Genomic DNA, 17,768 nt, shown 5'->3' with positions numbered 1-17,768 from the left:
GGGAGTTCTCTCTCGGGTGAGGCCCCGCGTGGAATGCGGAGGAACGGCTCAGAGGTCGTACTTCGTCAGCTTCCGGCGGAGCCGCTCCTCGGGTGACTCCTGGGGCTCGGACGCGTCCTCCGGCGTGGCTTCACCAAACGCCACGCCCACGACATGCCCGGCCAGGCTCTCCGGGCTGGGGAAGTCGAACAGCAGCGTCGTGCGCAGCGCGCAGCCCAGCTCCTCCTCGAGGACCTCCTTGAACTCCAGCGCCCGCTTCGAGTCGATGCCCAGCGTCTCGAACCGGGACCGCGGGTGCAGCTCGTTCGGGTCGCAGCCCAGCTCGTCGCAGAGGACCTGGAGGATGGCCTCCACCAGCAGCCCCTGTCGCGCGGACGGAGCCGCCGGGGTGAGCCGGTCGCGAAGCCCCACGAGCGCGTTCACGCGGCCCCCAGTGCCGCCGGGCCGCTCGTCCGGCGCGCGGTGTCGGCCCGCTTCGCGTAGTTCTCCACGATCTTCGAGTACAGGTTGAGCAGCCCGTACACGGCATCCTCGGCGAACAGGCGGGTGTCGTAGTCCAGCTCCAGGGTGATGTCCGTCGGGAGCACGAAGACGTTGCAGCTCAGGTCGAACTCAATCCAGTCATTCACCGCGGAGACCAGCTCCGGCGGCTGGCCGCCGAAGCTCGGGAGCTGGCTCACCGGCTCCACGTTGAACGTCACTTCGACCGGGCTCCCCTGGGCCTCCGGCATCACGGCGCGGTACTGCTCGCACAGCTCCGCGTAGGGGAAGCCGGCGTGCTTGAACAGCTCCTTCATCTGGCTCCGGGTCCGCGCGAGGCTCGCGTCGAAGGTCGCGTCCGCGCCGTGCGCGGGCAGCAGCGGCAGCAGGTTCACGCACGTTCCGACGGTCTGCTTGAGCTCCCGCGTCGTCCGGTTCGCGAACGGAATGCCCACCACCGGCAGTCGCGTCCGGTAGGCCCGGTTCAGGAACACCTGGAAGCCCGCGAGCAGCGCGGTGAACGGCGTCACCCCGTCCGCCTTCGCCTGCGCCTTGAACAGGGCCGTCAGCGGCTCGCCCAGGCTCCGTCGCGCACGGCCTCCCGGGCGGCCTCCGACGGCGCCCCGGTGCCGGAGCTCGCCGTAGGTGTGGCTCCGCTGGTAGCTCGCGATGGCGTCAATGGCTTCCTTCCAGAACCGCTGGTCGGCCGCGTACTGCCCACCCTGGCGGTAGCGCGCCTCGTGCTCGCGCCAGCGCGAGTAGGGCACGTTCGCTCCCATGGCAGTGTCGCCGTTGTAGAGGGCCGCGATGCGCTCGAACAGCGACACCAGCGCCCAGCCGTCGCAGACCAGGTGGTGTACGCACAGGCTGAACAGCGTCACCCCTTCCTCGAACCGGGTGAGGTGGACGCGGACGTTCACCCCGGACTCGGGGGCCAGCGGCGTCTGCTGCTGGGCCGCCATCAGGCGCTCGATGACGCCCGGCTCCGTCGAGCGCCGCGAGACGTCGGCCTGCTCGATGGGGACCCGGCGCTCCGCCACGGGAATCACCTTCTGCGTCCCGCGCTCCACGTCGAGGCAATACCAGAGGGCCTCCTGGCCGCCGAGCACGGTCTGGACGGCCCGCGACAGCCGCTCCAGGTCCACCGCCGCGTCGAAGCGCAGCCCGTAGCAGAGGTTGCAGGTGACGGACCCCTCGGGCCCGCTCCGCACGAGCTGGAGGAAGCGCTGCTGGGCGTCCGACACCGGCGGCTCCGCGGGCGGGAGCGCCCTGCCACCGTCACGGAGTGGCAGGAGCTTCAGCGCGACGAGCTCCCGGGCAATCTCCCGCACGGACTCGACGAAGCGGGCGAGCTCCGCGTCGGTGTGGGCGGTGGACAGGAAGCAGTTGCGCCCCTCCCAGATGAAGTACCCCGCGTCCAGGAGCCTGTAATAGAAGAGGTCCAGGTTGCCCTTCGACGCGAAGCGGAACAGCGACGAGAAGGACTCCACCGCCACGTCCGCGCCCTCCTCGTCGAACGCGGCGTTGAGCTGGGTGGCCAGCCACTCGGTGCGCTCGTTCAACGCGCGGTAGAGCTGGTCGTCCGCCTCCCGGAGGTGCTCCAACACGGCCAGCGACGCCGCCATGGTCAGCGGGTGCTTGGAGAAGGTTCCGGCGAAGAAGATGGTCGGCGTGCTGGGGAAGCTCGCGTCGCCGTACCGCCAGAAGCCGCCGTCGAGCCCGTCCATGAACGCGGCGCTGCCCGCGACGACGCCAATGGGCATCCCGCCGCCCACGACCTTGCCGTAGGCGCAGAGGTCGGCCTGGACGCCGAAGTACTGCTGCGCGCCGCCCTTCGCGCAGCGGAAGCCGGAGATGACCTCGTCGAAGACGAGCGCGATGTCCTTCTCCTGGGTCAGCTCGCGCAGTTGCTTCAGGAACGCCGCGGGCTGCATGCCCGGAGCCCGGCTCTGCACCGGCTCCACCATCACCGCGCCAAGCTCCTTCGCGTGCTTCTCGATGTAGTCGAGCGCGCTCTGCTCGCAGTAGTCCAGGACCACCGTGTCCCGGACCAGCGAGGCCGTCGTCCCCAGGCTCGCGGGGCGGCTCTCGTCGCTGGAGGCGTTGCCCCGGGCGAGGAACGCGTCGAACGTGCCGTGGTAGGAGTTGCGGAAGATGACGACCTTGTCCCGCCCCGTCTTCGCGCGGGCGAGGCGCAGCGCCGTCATCGTCGCCTCCGTGCCGGAGTTGCAGAACGTCACGCGGGCATGGCCCGTCAGCTCGCAGATGAGCGCCGCCACGCGCCCCGCCAGCGGAGACTGCGGCCCGATGGGCATCCCGCGCCCGAGCTGCGCCTGGAGGGCGGTGGTGATGAAGTCCGGCGAGTGGCCGAAGAAGTGCGCGCCAAAGCCCATCGTGAAGTCGAGGTACGTGTTGCCGTCGACGTCCGTGACGTGGGCGCCTCGCGCCTGCTCCGCGACGATGGGAAACACCATCTCCTTCAGGAGCGGACGGAAGCCCGCGGAGACGCGGTTGTCGGCCAGGGGCTGGCGGTAGTGCTGCGCCAGCCGCTTGGACTCCGGCGCCTTCTGCGCCACGCGGGCCGTGAGGCGCTGGATGTAGCCGGCCTTCTCCGCGTCCTCCTCGCGCTCGTCCTTGCCCAGCTTCACGGAGAACGCGCTGAAGCGGTCGGCCTCGGGCTTGCCCGCGGGGGGCGCTGACGCGGCGAGCGCTGGCGCGGGGGCGGGGCGCTCCTCCGAGGGCGGGGGCCGCTGGGGCGCGGAAGCCTTCGCCGCCGCCGTCCCGGGCTTGCGGCCCAGCAGGGTGAGCTGCCGGTCCATCAAGTCGAGCTGGTGCCGGACGATGTCCTCGAGCTCCTGGCTCCGGCCGCCGCGGGTCCGGGGCGTCAGGTCCACCTCCGGGACTTCAGGGAGGCCCACGGGCTCGGGCGCCCGGGCCTGGACGGTGGGAGTGGCGTCCTCGTGCGCGCGGTGCTCGTGGATGAAGCGGGCGAGCCGGTCCACGGTGTTGACCTTCTCGTAGATCTCCAGGACCGTGAGCGATACCTGGAAGCGCGCGTTGAGCTCCTGGATGACCTCCAGGAGGATCAACGAGTCCGCGCCCATGTCGGCGAAGGGCAGGTGGGGATCGACGTTCTCCGGCGCCTGCTTGAGGCAGTACGCGACCTCGCGCAGCACCAGGGCCTGGATGCGGGACACCGCGTCGTTGCTGGACGTCTCGTTGCTCATGTCAGTTCCCATCGGGACTCAAGGAAGGTTACGGGTCGCCCAGCAGCGCGAGCTGCTGGCGCATCACGTGGAGCTGCCGGTCGATGACGGCCTGGAGTGACGGCTCCGCCTCGCCGGGCGCCAGCGGCTCGCTCCGCTCCGGGACGGCCGCGCCTGCCTCCGCGCTGCTCGCCGTCCAGTACCGCCTGTTCTCCAGGCGCCTGGCCGGAAGCGACACCCGCCGAGGCGGCGTTGAGTGACACAGCGGCGCGAAGTCCAGGTCCAGCCCCAGTTCATGCAGCGTCCCGACCGCGGCGAGCAGGCACTCCTCGCTGTCCCGGCCGCGGACCCCGCTGCTCACGGCGCTCACCCGCGCGCCGTGGTCCGCCGCCACGAGCGAGGACAGCACCCGGTCCGGGCCCACCTCCAGGAACACGCGCGCGCCCAGGCCGACCAGCGTCTCGGTTCCCGCGGCGAACTGCACGGGCCTCGCGATGTGCCGTCCCCAGTAGTCGCCGCCCAGGGCGCCCGGGGCCACCACCGCGCCATCGAGGTTCCCCACCACCGGGAACGTCCCGGCATGGATAGGGAGGCTCCGCGAACGCTCCGCCAGCCGGGCCGCGGCCTCGTCGAAGACGGGGGAGTGGAAGGCATGGCGTGTCCGCAGCGCGCGGAACCGCACGCGCTCCCGCTCCAGGCGCTGCTCCAGTCGCGCCACGGCCGGCCGCTCCCCGCTGACCACGACGCGCTGCCTGCCATTGATGGCGGCGAGGTGGAGCGGCTCCCCCAGCTCCCTCAGCAGCGCCTCCAGCGAACTGGCGTCGAGCGACACCGCCACCATCGCGCCGTCGTGTGGCACCGACTGCATCAGCCGCCCGCGCTCGTGGACCAGCGCCACGCCATCCGCGAGGGACAGCGAGCCCGCGACGGTGTGCGCCACCAGCTCTCCAAGGCTGTGTCCGATGGCGAAGTCCGGAGTCAGGCCCAGCGCCATCCACGCGCTCGCGAGCGCGTACTCGAACGCGAACAGGGAGAGCTGCGCCGCGTGGGTGTCGGACGTCAGGCGCTCATCGCCCCCGGCGGACGGCTCGTACACGAGGTGCGCCAGCGACACGCCCGCCTGCTCGCGAGCCAGCGCGTCGCAGCGGTCGAACGCGTCCCGGAACGGCGCGAAGGACGTGTACAGTGATTGGCCCATGCCAAGGAACTGCGAGCCCTGGCCGGTGAACATGAAGGCCACCTTCGGCCTCCCGCCCGGCTGGACGGGCAACGGCTCGGCGCGGGGCCGGACCTCGCGGAGGGCGCGGAGGGCCTCCTCGCGCGTCCTCACGACGACGGCGCGGCGGTGCGTCAGGTGCTCCCGGGCGACCATCAGCGTGTCGGAGACCGCTTCCAATGGCCCCGCTGACGCGGCCAGGTGGGCCGCGAGCGCGAGCGTGTCCTCCTTCAGCCCTTGCGCGAAGTGGCTCGACAGCGGCAGCAGCACGGGGCGCCCGGACTCGGCGGCTTCACGCTCCCGGGTGACGTGGCGCTCCAGCACGACATGGGCGTTGGACCCGCCGAAGCCGAACGAGCTGATGCCGATGTGGCGCCGGCCCTCTGGGAGGGGCTGCGCCTGCCCGGCGATTTTCAGCGCGCAGTCCTCCGCGTGGAAGAAGGGCGCGTGCGGCGGCGCCACCGGATGGGGCGGCACCACGCCGTGCTCCAGGATGAGCATGCCCTTCAAGAGCCCGCAGAGGCCCGCCGCGGCCTCCGCGTGGCCAATGCTGGCCTTCGCGGAGCCCACGAAACACGGCTCGCCCGGCGTCCCGTCGAAGACCTCCTGGAGCGCGTTCAGCTCGATGGCGTCCCCCAGCGACGTCCCCGTGCCGTGGGCCTCCACGTACGCGATGTCCGACGGCGACAGGCCCGCGCGCTCCAGCGCGGCGCGAATCACCCGGATTTGACTGGCGCCGTTGGGCGCCGCGATGCCGTTGCTGCGCCCGTCCTGGTTGATGGCCGTGGAGGCGATGAAGCACCGCACGGGCTGGTGCTCCAGCTCCGCCTCCGTCACCCGCCGCAGGACGGCCACCGCGACGCCCTCGGCGCGGCCGTAGCCATCCGCGTCGGCGCTGAACGTCTTGCAGCGCCCGCTGGGGGACAGCATCTTCGCCTGGGAGAACGCGAGCGGAAGGTCGGCCGACAGGATGACGTTGACGCCGCCGACGATGGCCATGTCAATCTCCCCGCCGCGCAGCGACTGCATCGCGAAGTGCAGCGCGGTGAGTGACGACGAGCACGCCGTGTCGATGGCCAGGCTCGGGCCCTTCAAGTTGAGGAAGTAGGAGATGCGCCCGGCCAGCAGGTTGTGCGAGTTGCCGATGCCGAAGTAGCCGTCCACGTGCTGCTTCTGGCCGGAGTCCAGGCTCATGTAGTCCGAGCTACCCACGCCAATGAACACGCCGACGTTCGCGCGCCGCAGCTCCGCCCGCGTGATTCCGCCGTCCTCCAGCGCGTCGTGCGTCACCTCCAGCAGCAGCCGCTGCTGGGGGTCCAGCTTGACGGCTTCTCGTGGGGACACGCTGAAGTAGTCGGCGTCGAAGCGGAACACGTCATCCAGGTAGCCGGCGCGCAACGTGAGGATGCGCTTGCCCAGCAGGGGGTCCTTCGCGGCCTTCCACAGGTCCCCGCGCGACGCGTCCGGCTCCGCCGCCGCCACGCGCCCCTCCACCAGGAGCCGCCAGTAGTCGTCCAGGCTGGCGGCGCCTGGAAACCGTCCCGCCGCCCCAACGACGGCGACCTTGTTGTCCTCGGCCGATGCCATGCGCTGTCCCATCCCTTTCGTCCCTGGAAGGCCCCTGGGGGCGCCCGCGCCGAAGCCGCTGGCGCGGGTGCCCGTGTCGCCTCACGCCGCGCGCTTCACCTCGCGGTCCTTCGCCGCCAGCATGTCGACGAAGCGCGCCCACTCCTCCACCGTGTCGTTCAGGAACGACTCCACCTCCGCGTAGCGGTCCGGCGTCAGCGCCTGGCGGACGAGGAACCAGCTGTCCTCGGAGTGGTCGGTGTCGACGATGGCGCCGGACTCATCCTCGACGTGGATGCTGTGGTAGCCATCCGAGATGTCCGTCGGGCAGACGGCGAGGGTGTTGTCCGCCCACGGGCCGTAGTAGGGGATGAACGCCGTCTCGATGCCGGCGAGCACCACCGCCAGGCGCAGGTGGTCGCTGAAGCTGTCGAGCAGCCGCTTGCGCACCGCGACCGACTCCGGCGACGCCACGTAGGATGACCAGCTTTCCTCGGGGTGCCCCACGGCCGTCAGCGTGTCCACGAGCTGCCAGTAGTGGGAGAAGCCCGGGTGGCCGCAGAAGCCCGACTTGCCCAGCGGCGTCGGCTTGTAGCCCAACTCCTCCAGCACGTTGAGCTGGATGAGGAAGCGCGCCGCCATCTTCGCCTTCGCCCCCAGCCGGCGCTCGAGCGCGCCGGTGGTCTCCATCAGGCGGATGAGCCCGTCACCGAAGTGCTCCGCGAAGGCGTAGCGCACCTCCGAGTGCACCAGGCCCATGGACTTGAGTGTGAATTCCTTCCGGGCGAACGACGCGATGACCGGATGGTTGAACAGGCGCGAGTCCTTGATGCCGCGCTCGAGCTTCCGGGTGAAGTCCTCGTTCTGCTGCCAGAGGTCCGCGTCGACGGACTCACGCACGATGCGGCGGGAAATCTCCCGCGGATTCTCGATGGGGAACTTCATCTCGGGCTCCTTGGCTGAATGGGCTGTCTGTGTTTCGGGATGGAACTTCAGGCCGCCGGCGTCATGCTTCGTCGCTTCATGTCCTCGCCCCAGCCGTCTCCCTGCAGCTCCGCGGGAATCCTGGGGGCCAGCGTCGCGTGGTATTCGGGGAGCTGGGACCAGTGCAGCGCCTGCTTGAAGTGGTGCGCGGCGTGGTAGCCCGCGTTCCACGTGAACCAGTTGTAGAAGCGCCCCGTGTGCGTCCTCGACGCGGTGTAGTCGTCGCCGTAGGGCAGCCCGCTGTGGTGCGCGTACGCGGACCACTTCAGCGCGTAGAGCATCAGCAGCATGGGCGCCACGAACACGATGAGCGCCGGGACGGGCCGGTAGGCGATGAGCCCCCCCAGGAGGGCCACCCCCAGCGCCAGCCAGGTGAGGAACTGCGCCCGGAGGCGCGGGTTCTTCTGGCCCAGCACGAAGCAGGACGGGTAGTGCCAGGCCAAGCAGCGGAGGGCGAACTCGTGGCGCCCCATCGTCGTGCCGTCGCGCCGGCGCCAGTTGAGCGTGTCCAGCTCGGGTTTGTCATAGCTGGCGTGGTGCCCGACGATGTGGTTGAGCGTGCCGCTGAACGGCGAGGAGCCCGTCTCCAGGAAGATGAGGACTTCGAGGATGCGATTGAGCGGCTGGTTCGAGAACGTCCGCACATGCATGTGATTGTGGTTGTAGGCCACCACCGACAGACAGAACGGCACCAGCGCGAACGCGCCCGCTGCCAGCCAGCCGATGCTGTCGACAAACAGGTAGAGCGAGAGCTGCGCGGCGAACGTCAAGACAATGAGGACCACCGCCCAGCCGTCGGCCGGGAAGGGGAGCAGCTTATTCCGCATGGGATGCCTCGTGAGCAGGTTCACTGAAGGCGGACCCGGAGGTCCGCCCAGGAAACAGCGGCCGGACTACCCGGCCACCTTCGCGCCGCTCCTCTTGTTCAACCTTCCCAGAAGGAAGCCGGCGAGCTCCCGGATGTTCGGGTAGCTGAAGAGGACGGAGGGGTCGACGGTCAGCGCGTACTCGTCCGACAGCGCGGCCCCCAGGTCGATGGCGTCGATGGAGCCCAGGCCCAGCATGGCGAACTCCACGTCACCCTGGAGCGACGCCACGGGCCTGGCGCACCGGCCGGAGATCCACTGGCGGATGAAGGCCTCCACCTCCGCGCGCCCCACCGGGGTTGGCGCCGCCACCACGTGCATGGCGGGTGGGGCCGCCACCACGGGCGCGGAGGGTGCCGCCGCCGGCGCTGGCGGAGGGGAGGTGGGCGCGGCGGACGTGGGCGTGAAGAGCGCGTCGAGCGACACGTCGGGCATCGCGGGGCCGTTGCCCCTGCGCCCGAAGTCGCGGTCCAGCGCCTCACCGAAGGCACGCAGCGCTTCGGCGTCCGGCAGCTCCTGGAACGCTCGCGTCGCCTGGGTGACCCGGGCCAGGGCTGCCTGGAGCCGCTCGTGCAGCCAGCGGCGCGTCGCCGCGTCAACGCCGCTTCCAGCCGCTGCGGCGTAGAGCACCAGGTCATCGACGTACTCGCCGAAGCGCAGGCCCTGCCAGTCCTCCAGGGACGTGTCGCGCTCGCCCGGCCGAGCGGGCTGGAGCGCGGCGAGGACGGCGTCGTAGTGCGTCCGCACCGTGTCCTCGTCCAGGGACTCGCGCAGGAAGGCGCGCAGCACCGGCCGGCCGCGCAGCGCCGAGGTGCCGACGAAGTGGTGCAGCGTCTCCGTGGGCCCCTCGAAGATGCGGAAGATTCGGGCGTCGCGGAACAGCTGCGGGATGAAGTTGGACTCGAGGTAGCCCCGTCCGCCCGCCAGTTGCATGGTGCGGTCCACGGTGGTCCACAGCACCTCCGTGGACACCGACTTGCACACCGCCAGCACCTCTGGCGCCACGTCCTGGCCCGCTTCGACCTTGCCCACGACGCGGTCGATGAGCGCCTCAATGGCGGCGATCTGGTGCATCGCCTCGCCCAGCACCGCGCGGGTGTAGGGGTTCTGGAGCAGGGGGCCCGTGGAGACGCGGCGGCCCTGGGCGTACTGGAGCATCAACTGCACGCACAGCCGGGTGGCCCCCAGGCACACGGAGGCGATGGCGAGCCGCCCGTAGCACAGCGTGTCCTGCGCCACGGCCATGCCGTTGCCGGGCTCGCCGAGCAACTGCCACGGCTCCACCGGCACGTCCTCCAGGTGGACGGTGTTCTGGATCATCCCCCTCAGGCCCATGGTGAGCGCCTCGGGGCCCTGGCGCACGCCCGGGCTGCCCTGTGGGATGGCGAACGCGGAGAAGCCCGCCGGCTGCCCGTTCGCGTCCACGTGCCGCGCGAAGACGTTCATCAGCCCGGCCCACGCCGCGGAGCCGCTCCAGATTTTCGTTCCGCTCAGCCGGTAGCCGTCACCGGAGGCCCGGGCCGTCGTCTCCAGGGCCTGCGGGTTGGACCCCGCGCCGGGCTCCGTCAGCGAGAAGGCCGCCAGCTCCCGGCCGCGCGCCAGCGCCGGCAGGTACCGGGCCTTGAGCTGCTCGCCGCCGAAGCGCAGCACCGGGCGCACGCCCAGCACGTTGTTGAGGCCCACGAACAGCGCCAGCGTCATGTCCTTGCTGCCGAGCAGCTCCATCACCCGCAGGAACTCGCGCGTGGTGAAGCCCAGGCCCCCGTGCGCCTCCGGGACGAGCATCCCCAGGAGGCCCTGGTTGCCGAAGTCGAGGACGACGTAGGGCGGCAGCGTGCGCCGCTCGTCGATGACGAACGAGTTCAGCCGCGTGGCGCAGTAGTCCCGCACCCAAACGAGCTTCTCCTCCACCACGGGCCGGAGCGCCTTGGCGTCCCCGGGGACGGCGCGGAGGGGGGCGGCCTGCTGGGGAGGCTCCGGCCGCCAGTCGTGGAGGACCTCCAGCGTGCCGTCGAGGAACGCCTTGCGCACCTCGCCGCGCTGAATCTTCCCGCTGCTCGTCTTGGGAATCATCCCCGCGTTGACCAGCGCGATGTACGCGGGCGTGACCCCATGCACCCGCAGCACCTCGCGGCGGATGCTCGCGATGAGCTCCTCGAAGCGCGGCGCCACCTCCCGTCCCCGCGTCACGGCCTGGACGACGGCCAGCTTCTCGTCGTCGAAGCTGAACGCCGCGCCGCAGTGGACGCGCAGGTCGTCCGACAGCGCCTGGATTGTGTCCTCGAGGTCCTGGGGATGGTGGTTGAAGCCGTTGACGATGATGAGCTCCTTGATGCGGCCGGTGATGTAGAGGCTGCCCTCGTGGACGAAGCCCAAATCACCGGTGCGCAGGAAGGGGCCCTCGCCGGTGTCGGTGGTGTACGCGTGGAAGGTGTCCGCCGTCGCCTTGGCCCGGTTCCAGTAACCGCGCGTGACGCTGTCGCTCTTGAGCCAGACCTCTCCCACCCGCGTGTCGGGCTGGAGCGTCCAGGACTCCGGGTCGACGATGCGCACCGTCTGCTCGCCCTGGTCCAGCGCCATGCCTACCAGCGTCTGCACGCGCCGCTCGTCCCGCAGCTCGAACGTGGTGGGGGCCTTGCCGCGCGGCCCGCCCGCGACGAACAGCGTGGCCTCCGCCAGGCCGTAGCAGGGGAAGAACATCTCGCTCCGGAAGCCCGCGCGCTCGAACCGGCGTTGGAAGCGCTCCAGCGTGCTGGCCTTGATGGGCTCCGCGCCGTTGAAGGCGCTCCTCCATGACGACAGGTCCAGCGTGTCGATGACGGCGTCGTCCACCTTCTCGATGCAGATGTCGTAGGCGAAGTTGGGCCCGCCCGCGCAGGTTCCCCGGTAGGTGGACACGGCCTGGAGCCACAGCGCCGGGTCTCGCACGAAGCTCTTGGGCGCCATCAGCACCGTGCGCGCTCCCAGCCCCAGCGACTGGAGGATCATCCCGATGAGGCCCATGTCGTGGTACAGCGGCAGCCACGTCACGATGACGCTGTCGCGCGTGTTGCCCATGGCCACGGCCGTCATGCGGTTGTTGTGGACGATGCTGCGGTGGGTGACCATCACCCCCTTGGGGTCCCCCGTCGAACCGGACGTGTACTGGAGGAAGGCCACGTCGTCCGGCAGGGGCGTGGGCAGCCCGGCGCCGGTGGGGTCGCCGCCGCCGTGCGCGGCGATCAGCTCTCCCATGACGAGCGCGGGGCAGTCCGGCTGCTGCGCGGCGTGGCTTGCGTCCCCGGCGCGCGCCACCAGCATCGCCTTCGGCTGGCAGTCCCGGGTGATGGCGCGCAGCTTCGCCCAGTCCTTGTCGCTCGCCGGCGGGTAGAGCGGGGCGGCGATGGCGCCCGCGGCGACGCACGCCAGGAAGCCGACGATGTACTCCAGCCCGGAGCGCATGACGATGAGCACCCGCTCGCCCCGGAAGCCCTCGCGCTCCAGGTGCGCGGCCACGCCGAACACGGTGCGCGCCAGCTCACCGTAGGTGATGGGCTGCTCCGGTTGCTCCCGGCCGCTCAGGTAGGTGAACGCGTTCTTCTGGGGCTGCACCTGCGCCCAGTGCCGCAGCGCGTGGACCAGCGTGGGAGAGAAACGGAGCGCGTCGGCGGAATCCGTCATGACCCCTTCGAGACCCATCCCTGCTGGATTTTCGATGACCCGTTGTTCTGGCTGCACGTGCGTCATGACTCCATGTGGGGCGGCGGCGCCGCCGCGCCCGGCGCGGGCACGGCGGCATCGTCGCGGTGGACGAGGAAAGGTCTGGAAGACCGCCGGGCTCCGGCGCGGGGCGTCAGCCCTTGGGCAGCTCGCCGATCTTCGCGAAGGACGCGGTGGCCATGGCCACCAGGCCCTTCGGAGACGTCACGGTCATCTCCGCGATTACGGCCTTGGAGCCGTCACGGATGACCTTCGCGGTGGCCACCAGGTCCTGCTGCTTCGCGGGCTGGAGGAGCCGCACGTTGATGTCCGACGTGACGACGATGGCCCCGCTGTGCGCGGCGGCCGTGAACCAGCCGGCCATGTCCAGCAGCGTCGCCAGGATGCCGCCATGCGTGTCCTGCATCCCATGGTCGAAGTCAGGCTTGCGCTTCCAGCGGCAGATGGCTTCGTTCTGGTCGTTGTATTCGAGCGTGACGCCCAGCAGCTTGTTGACCGGCGCTTCGGTGAACTGTGCAATCAGCAGGGCGTGGAGTGGGTTCGACATGTGTGATCTCCTTTGGGGAATGAGGCCCCCTCCGCCTATCACAGGCAGGGCATGCGCGTACCTGCAAATCTAGACCAACCAGAACACCCTGGGCCGCCGGGGGAAGGAGACTGGCCGGACGCACCGTGGGGTGCTCGTCAGGCCCACCGGCCTCAGGCGGTCCCCGTCGGATGCGCGTGCGCTCATCCCCTTGTCCCGCTGATTGTGCTGACGTTTGACCTCTCGATACATTCAGTCGCGGATGCTTATTTGTCAAGTAAATCAGGATATCAGTGGATGCGTATGGTTATTGCCACGGCGCCGTTCGCGGGTGTTTTGAGCGGGCGTAGAGATACCGCTCCGTCGTCCATCAGGCCAGGGCCCGGTACGTGCGTTTTTGTCTGTCAATTTGCATCACCTCCCAAGTCTCCCCGTCGAACCGGCCTTGTCAGTTCGCGAGAACAAAGGGCTCTGGGTGGGTTCTTCCCTGATGCGCTTGTCCGTATGTCTGGTCAACCCGCGGGGTCGCCGGGATATATGTTATTGCGCGGGCGCGGCCGGATTCTTGATGTCTGCGAACCGCGGCGGGTGGTCCGGGAGGGGAAATCCGCCTGGGCGGCGTCGCATCCGAGCCACGGGGTCGGGCCCCGTGGCGCCCCCTGGCGCGTTGGGATTCAACCCGTCAGGTGGGCGGGGGGGCCTCTCAGCGCACGGAGGGCTCCGCCGGGTCATGGGGATGGACGCCGAGCTGCCATGCTTCCCACCCACTGCGGCTGAGCGAGTCAGACGAGGGCGATGAAGGTCCTGTCGCCTCGTGTGCCGGCACGGCGCACGTGCAACCGAAGCTGGCCTCTCCGGCTGGTGCTCCGCGCTCGCCAATCCACCCAGGCGGTTCAAGGCGCCCGCGTCACCGTCACGGGGTGGGTCTGCGACGCCCTGCGGATGAGGAGCGTGGCGGGGCTGCCTGGCGCCCCCAGTTCGCGCTCGCGGGCCTCGCTCACGTCGAGCACCGTGGCGCCATCAATGGGCGGCTGCGGCGAGCGGAAGCGTCTCCGACTCCTGGGACGTGACAACCGAGGGCAGCTCGCCCCGCCGTCCACCCTTCGTGGCCCAGATGCGCAGCGCTCGCGTGCTCACGGAGTCCGCGCCCATGCCGGAGGCCGTGACCAACGCACGCGCCGCGGGAGCCCCGTCCGCATTCTCGACGAAGCCCTTGTTGAAGGCCGAACCGTCCAGTTCGACGGTCAGCTCCGCCCCAGCAGGAACCAGGACTCGCTCGATGCGCGTGGGCGCGTGCCCGGGGGGCGGGCCTCGAGCAGGTACTCACCGGGGGCCAGGCCCTCGAAGCGGAACGCCCCCCACGAATCACTGGCGCCCGTGTGCTGCTCCTCGTCCGGGGTCCTGGCCGCGCCCCCCCCCCGCGTGCGCGGCGTGCGCGTGCGCTGCGTCAGCGTGACGGGCTCACGCGAGGCACGAGCCGCCGTGCGGCCCGCCAGCACCGCGCCCGCCTCCAGCGTGAGCCCCACCTGCGTGCGCGCCTCGCCACGCGCCCGGGTGACGCTCACTCGGGCCGGCGCGAGCCCCTCTGCCTTCGCGCTGACGAGGTAATCCCCCGCGCGAGCGGGGAGCGTCGTCAGTTCTCCCGAGGCATCCGTGGAGCCCTGCCCCGAGGTGAACCAGGCCGCCCGGCCCCGACGACGGTCGCTCGCGCCCAGGAGATACACCGTGACGCGCGCGACTCGCACGGGGCCCGCGCCTCCGAGGACCTCGACGTGCAGCGCGCCGTCCTGTTCTCGCATTGGCTCCGGAATCCGGCCGCCGTGGGGTTGGGATGAAACGCTTGTACCGCCTGGAGGTGTCGCTCCGCGACCTCGCGGGGCGTGGGAGCGGGCACGTCCTCCAGGTAGAACTTAGGGAAGAAGAACTGCACGTCATCCGTGAAGAGGTCCGACAAGGTCGCGTGAATGAAGTGATGGTGGCGACCTCGTCGGCGGACGGGGGCTGGGTCGAAGCGGTCCCCCTGGCTGGCCGGCTCCTGCCAGTCGGGCCGCTCAACCGCCACGGTTCCCCGCTCCCAGCGGGGACGTGGATGCTCAGGTTCGAGGTGCTGCGCTCTCCTCCATCGAGCCTGTCCACGCCGACGGTCGACGTGCTCGGCTTGACCCGGCGAGCCCACCCGCGTGGGGCCGCCGCGCGGTCATCCGAGGGGCAGGGCCCGTGCAGGTTCGGCCCGCGGCCTCCATCTCAATCCAGGCCTTTGGTTCCGGAGGGGCAATGAGGACCCGCCCTTCAATGGGGCTCCACGCTGGGCGGTGTCCTGACGCTGATCTTCTTCGGCCTGGACCGCTTCAAGGCCATCCACGTCCCGCCGAAGGTCATTGTGGGGTTGCTTCTCTTCACGTTCGTCGCCGCCGTGGGCTGAAGCCGGGCGACGTCGTCCTCCGCTATGGGAAAGCCATGGTGAAGGAGCCCGCGGAGCTGTCACACGCCGTGGCGGTTGCCCGCCGCGCACCGCTCATCAAGGTGGAGGTCCTGCGCGACGGGCAGCGACAGACCTTCTACGTGCGGGGCGGTGTCAGCCTCGCCGCGACGGGCTCGCCCCTGGTCGTGCTGGCCGGCTCCGACTGAGGGGCGCTGGAGGGCAGGACGCTGCTCAGGTGTTGTCCTCGCGGTCCACTCATGCTCCACGCCCTGGCGCCCTCGCCCGCGTTGCCCGCGGAGCGGGGCGTTGGGCGGATGGCCGGGGCGAAGCACTACGCGCTCCTATCCCTTCATTCATCCTTTCGCGTGCAACCAGACTTCGCAATGAGCTCCGTCGGGCATTTGACCCGGCGGAAGGTTGTGTTCGGGTTTTTCGCGTTCTTGAACCAGCCGAAGCGCCAATTACAACCCTGCCGCAGCTCCGCCGGCAACTGGGAACATTGGCTTGAATTGCTGACGCCGCCGTATCGCGCACCCCAACCCTCGCTTGGGGCATTCCACTGGCTCTGACAGCCGTTGAAGATGCCAACCCCACCGCCAGGAATCATCAGGCTGAAATGGTTCGAATCCGGATCTGAACTCATTGTCGAATTGATCACCTGGGCCACGAACGTCTTGCCCTTCACGGATCCGCTGGTGAACTTCAATTCGTAGCAGGCGCAAGAGGTGTCACTTTCAGACTTTCCGGCCAGGCTCGCCGCGGCAAATCCATACGATAGCTTCTTGTTCACGGGCCAGGGTTGATTCGAGGTGCAGGTGAAGCCCGTGCCGCCACTGCAAATGGACTGTGTTGCGGCATCGACCGGTGTCTTGCCATCCCTGGCGCAGGCCTTGACCGGAGCGTTCACCTCGGCCTTTCCATCAAACGCGCCGCTTGCCTTGCAACAATCCCAATAGCGGGTCGTCTTGGCCTTCGCCGAGTTGGAGAGATAAGTGAAGGACGGGGATGTCTGCGCCTCGGCCTCAGGAGCGAAGACGCCGCAGCCGAACAGGAAGACGAGCGCCGTTGTTGTGATGGTGTTTTTCTGGGGCGTGATTCTGTTCAGGGTGATTTTCATTGTATGGATTGGAACACGGCGATGGGTGGGCGTCAAGCATTAGTGCTATGCCTTGTGTGCTGTGTGACCGGCAGACGCACCAACGAGACGACGCAATCAGGCGGGCATCGACAGCAATGAGAAGTGCCTCTGGGGGGCGTGTGTTCCACTTCCCGCCGGTACGCACGGACGGCCCTCTGTCAGGCCGTTCCGAGCCTCGCGGAGCGCGAGCGTCGCAACCAGATTGAAATCATCGACCACCAGGACTGGTACGTGGTGACAGGGAAGCCCGACCCGGACTCCACCCCGCGAGGCTGGGTGGAGCGGGAGGAGCGGGCCCAGGCAGCCTGATTCGCCGGGTTGCGGCTGACGGGCAAAGCCTACTGGGTCGAGCGCTCGGACTGGATCGGCATTGTTGACTACGAGGCCCGCGTCTCGAAGACCTTCGCGGGCCGCAACATCATTGGCATGTGCAGCTCCTGTCTGGACCGGTACCCGCCGCACGAAGTCCTGGATGTGGTCGCCAACCACGAGTTCGCCCGCGCGCGCGGGTCGGGCGGCTGGCAGATGATTAGACCCGGCACGCGGACCTGTCCTGGGCCATTGACCGTTGGGCGGTAGCGCGCCTGCCTTCCGCCGAGCGGGAGGCGGTGCGCGCGGCACGTCAGCGGGCGGTGGATGCGCTGCGTGCGGAGGTCTCTTCGCCGACCGATGCGGCGCTCCTGCGGACGCTGGGGCTGCCTGAGCCAAAGGTCGCTGTCGCGATGGTGGACCTGCTCTCGCGGGAGCTCTGGAATTGAGGCCCGGGTCTGCTCGTGGGCGAGCTCCGCCCGCCTGTTCTCCGACCTGTTCGAGGAGCACGAAACCCGGCTTAAATCATGCCCGGCTCATATTCATCATCGGCAACGAACATGAACCCGGTGAGCGCCGCCTGTTCAACGGCTTCCTTGATGCTCTTGTGAACGACAATCAGCATGATGTCCTCACGCAGGCGGAAGATTTTCTGGCCCTGTAGCTTGTCTTCGTCCAGGCACATTTCCTTGATGGCCAGGACGTTTCCACGGCTGGACATCACGACCTCCGACTGGTCCAGGTCGAGCCCATTTACAATGCCGACTACATTCGCCACCTTGTAGGGCAGCTTCTGCCCGGTAGGCTCGTAGACAACATCAGCATTGAAATATTGAACATTGTCGACCCCGAGCCCCGTGAGCAACCCGATAAACCGCTGAGAAAACAGGAGGGCACGAGAGGGGGCGTGAATGTCACACGGAGGGAACTCGGAGGCATCCTTCGCCTTCTTGTCTACAGACAGGAGGATTGAATAGTCCTGTTGTACGTTGTTCAGGAGAACCCCGTCATTCACCTGGATGTCTGGGCCAGAGATGATTTTTGGTGTCGGGCCCGCCCAGGGTGGATCCGCCAGCATGATGTAGAAGTTCTTGCTTGCCATGGGGATGTCGTCTCTAGCGAAAGGTCATGTTCATGAATGGGTTGTGACTGCTATTTCGGATTGTCGAATATCAACGGCATTGAGGGAAGTGGGCCCTCCTGGATTCGAACCAGGGACCCAGCGGTGATGAGCCCGGTGGGCAGGGGCTCGCAGCCCCTGTCAGCGCCTCGGAACCTGCGGAAAGGACTGGGGCTTCCCAGGGAGGCGGTGTCGAGGATGCTCACGATGCGTGAGGTGGCGGAGGAACTGGCCGT

Annotated in this window: 13 protein-coding genes; 3 read left to right on the top strand and 10 right to left on the bottom strand. The window is 69.1% G+C overall.

Annotated elements, in window-relative coordinates; translation table 11 throughout:
* Nucleotides 1-48: 48 nt before the first annotated feature.
* The 8 genes from KGD87_RS15810 to KGD87_RS15775 all read right to left on the bottom strand — a co-directional run bounded on the left by KGD87_RS15810 (nt 49) and on the right by KGD87_RS15775 (nt 14,342).
* Nucleotides 49-423 (bottom strand): acyl carrier protein, encoded by a 375-nt coding sequence (locus KGD87_RS15810; protein ID WP_284668241.1) that lies wholly within the window; start codon nt 421-423, stop codon nt 49-51.
* Nucleotides 420-3,707, bottom strand: a complete 3,288-nt coding sequence (locus KGD87_RS15805) for an aminotransferase class III-fold pyridoxal phosphate-dependent enzyme (RefSeq protein ID WP_284668240.1) — start codon at nt 3,705-3,707, stop codon at nt 420-422. Before KGD87_RS15805 ends, KGD87_RS15810 begins: the two co-directional genes overlap by 4 nt.
* A gap of 28 nt (nt 3,708-3,735) precedes the next feature.
* A complete protein-coding gene (locus KGD87_RS15800; RefSeq protein ID WP_284668239.1) occupies nt 3,736-6,489 on the bottom strand; it encodes a type I polyketide synthase in 2,754 nt (917 codons plus the stop codon).
* A gap of 81 nt (nt 6,490-6,570) precedes the next feature.
* Entirely contained in the window at nt 6,571-7,413 is an 843-nt protein-coding gene (locus KGD87_RS15795) for a hypothetical protein (protein WP_284668238.1), read from the bottom strand.
* A 47-nt stretch (nt 7,414-7,460) separates the two neighbouring features.
* The gene (locus tag KGD87_RS15790; RefSeq protein ID WP_284668237.1) at nt 7,461-8,279 is read right to left on the bottom strand and encodes a fatty acid desaturase family protein; all 819 of its coding nucleotides are present in this window, start codon (nt 8,277-8,279) and stop codon (nt 7,461-7,463) included.
* A 66-nt stretch (nt 8,280-8,345) separates the two neighbouring features.
* Entirely contained in the window at nt 8,346-11,978 is a 3,633-nt protein-coding gene (locus KGD87_RS15785; RefSeq protein WP_284668236.1) for an AMP-binding protein, read from the bottom strand.
* 172 nt (nt 11,979-12,150) lie between these two features.
* A complete protein-coding gene (locus KGD87_RS15780; protein ID WP_163778356.1) occupies nt 12,151-12,564 on the bottom strand; it encodes a PaaI family thioesterase in 414 nt (137 codons plus the stop codon).
* 1,223 nt (nt 12,565-13,787) lie between these two features.
* Nucleotides 13,788-14,342: a peptidase associated/transthyretin-like domain-containing protein gene (locus tag KGD87_RS15775; protein ID WP_284668235.1), complete on the bottom strand. Its 555-nt coding sequence runs from the start codon at nt 14,340-14,342 to the stop codon at nt 13,788-13,790.
* A gap of 658 nt (nt 14,343-15,000) precedes the next feature.
* On the opposite strand from KGD87_RS15775, the gene KGD87_RS15770 reads away from it, so the two are divergent.
* Nucleotides 15,001-15,171 (top strand): hypothetical protein, encoded by a 171-nt coding sequence (locus tag KGD87_RS15770; protein ID WP_284668234.1) that lies wholly within the window; start codon nt 15,001-15,003, stop codon nt 15,169-15,171.
* 143 nt (nt 15,172-15,314) lie between these two features.
* Here KGD87_RS15770 and KGD87_RS15765 read toward each other — a convergent pair whose 3' ends face one another.
* The gene (locus KGD87_RS15765; protein ID WP_284668233.1) at nt 15,315-16,082 is read right to left on the bottom strand and encodes a hypothetical protein; all 768 of its coding nucleotides are present in this window, start codon (nt 16,080-16,082) and stop codon (nt 15,315-15,317) included.
* Between the two features lie 138 nt (nt 16,083-16,220).
* Here KGD87_RS15765 and KGD87_RS15760 point away from each other — a divergent pair, with 138 nt between their 5' ends.
* Together KGD87_RS15760 and KGD87_RS36920 are read left to right on the top strand one after the other, a co-directional pair.
* Complete coding sequence (locus KGD87_RS15760; protein ID WP_284668232.1) at nt 16,221-16,412, top strand: DEAD/DEAH box helicase family protein; 192 nt, start codon at nt 16,221-16,223, stop codon at nt 16,410-16,412.
* A gap of 9 nt (nt 16,413-16,421) precedes the next feature.
* On the top strand, nt 16,422-16,682 hold the full coding sequence (locus tag KGD87_RS36920; protein ID WP_350102318.1) for a DEAD/DEAH box helicase family protein: 261 nt from the start codon (nt 16,422-16,424) through the stop codon (nt 16,680-16,682).
* 250 nt (nt 16,683-16,932) lie between these two features.
* Here the strand turns inward: KGD87_RS36920 and KGD87_RS15755 are convergent, their stop codons facing one another.
* The gene (locus KGD87_RS15755; RefSeq protein WP_284668231.1) at nt 16,933-17,514 is read right to left on the bottom strand and encodes an imm11 family protein; all 582 of its coding nucleotides are present in this window, start codon (nt 17,512-17,514) and stop codon (nt 16,933-16,935) included.
* Between the last annotated feature and the right edge of the window lie 254 nt (nt 17,515-17,768).

The sequence above is a fragment of the Myxococcus sp. SDU36 genome (genome assembly GCF_030168875.1).
GTDB classification, from domain to species: domain Bacteria; phylum Myxococcota; class Myxococcia; order Myxococcales; family Myxococcaceae; genus Myxococcus; species Myxococcus vastator.
This window is presented reverse-complemented; position numbering and strand designations above follow the sequence as displayed.

Coding starts and splice junctions, on each gene's coding strand:
- KGD87_RS15780 (WP_163778356.1), bottom strand. CDS start 12,564: ATGTCGAACCCACTCCACGCCCTGCTGATTGCACAGTTCACCGAAGCG.
- KGD87_RS15795 (WP_284668238.1), bottom strand. CDS start 7,413: ATGAAGTTCCCCATCGAGAATCCGCGGGAGATTTCCCGCCGCATCGTG.
- KGD87_RS15755 (WP_284668231.1), bottom strand. CDS start 17,514: ATGGCAAGCAAGAACTTCTACATCATGCTGGCGGATCCACCCTGGGCG.
- KGD87_RS15770 (WP_284668234.1), top strand. CDS start 15,001: ATGGTGAAGGAGCCCGCGGAGCTGTCACACGCCGTGGCGGTTGCCCGC.
- KGD87_RS15775 (WP_284668235.1), bottom strand. CDS start 14,342: ATGCGAGAACAGGACGGCGCGCTGCACGTCGAGGTCCTCGGAGGCGCG.
- KGD87_RS15765 (WP_284668233.1), bottom strand. CDS start 16,082: ATGAAAATCACCCTGAACAGAATCACGCCCCAGAAAAACACCATCACA.
- KGD87_RS15800 (WP_284668239.1), bottom strand. CDS start 6,489: ATGGCATCGGCCGAGGACAACAAGGTCGCCGTCGTTGGGGCGGCGGGA.
- KGD87_RS15805 (WP_284668240.1), bottom strand. CDS start 3,707: ATGAGCAACGAGACGTCCAGCAACGACGCGGTGTCCCGCATCCAGGCC.
- KGD87_RS15790 (WP_284668237.1), bottom strand. CDS start 8,279: ATGCGGAATAAGCTGCTCCCCTTCCCGGCCGACGGCTGGGCGGTGGTC.
- KGD87_RS15785 (WP_284668236.1), bottom strand. CDS start 11,978: ATGACGGATTCCGCCGACGCGCTCCGTTTCTCTCCCACGCTGGTCCAC.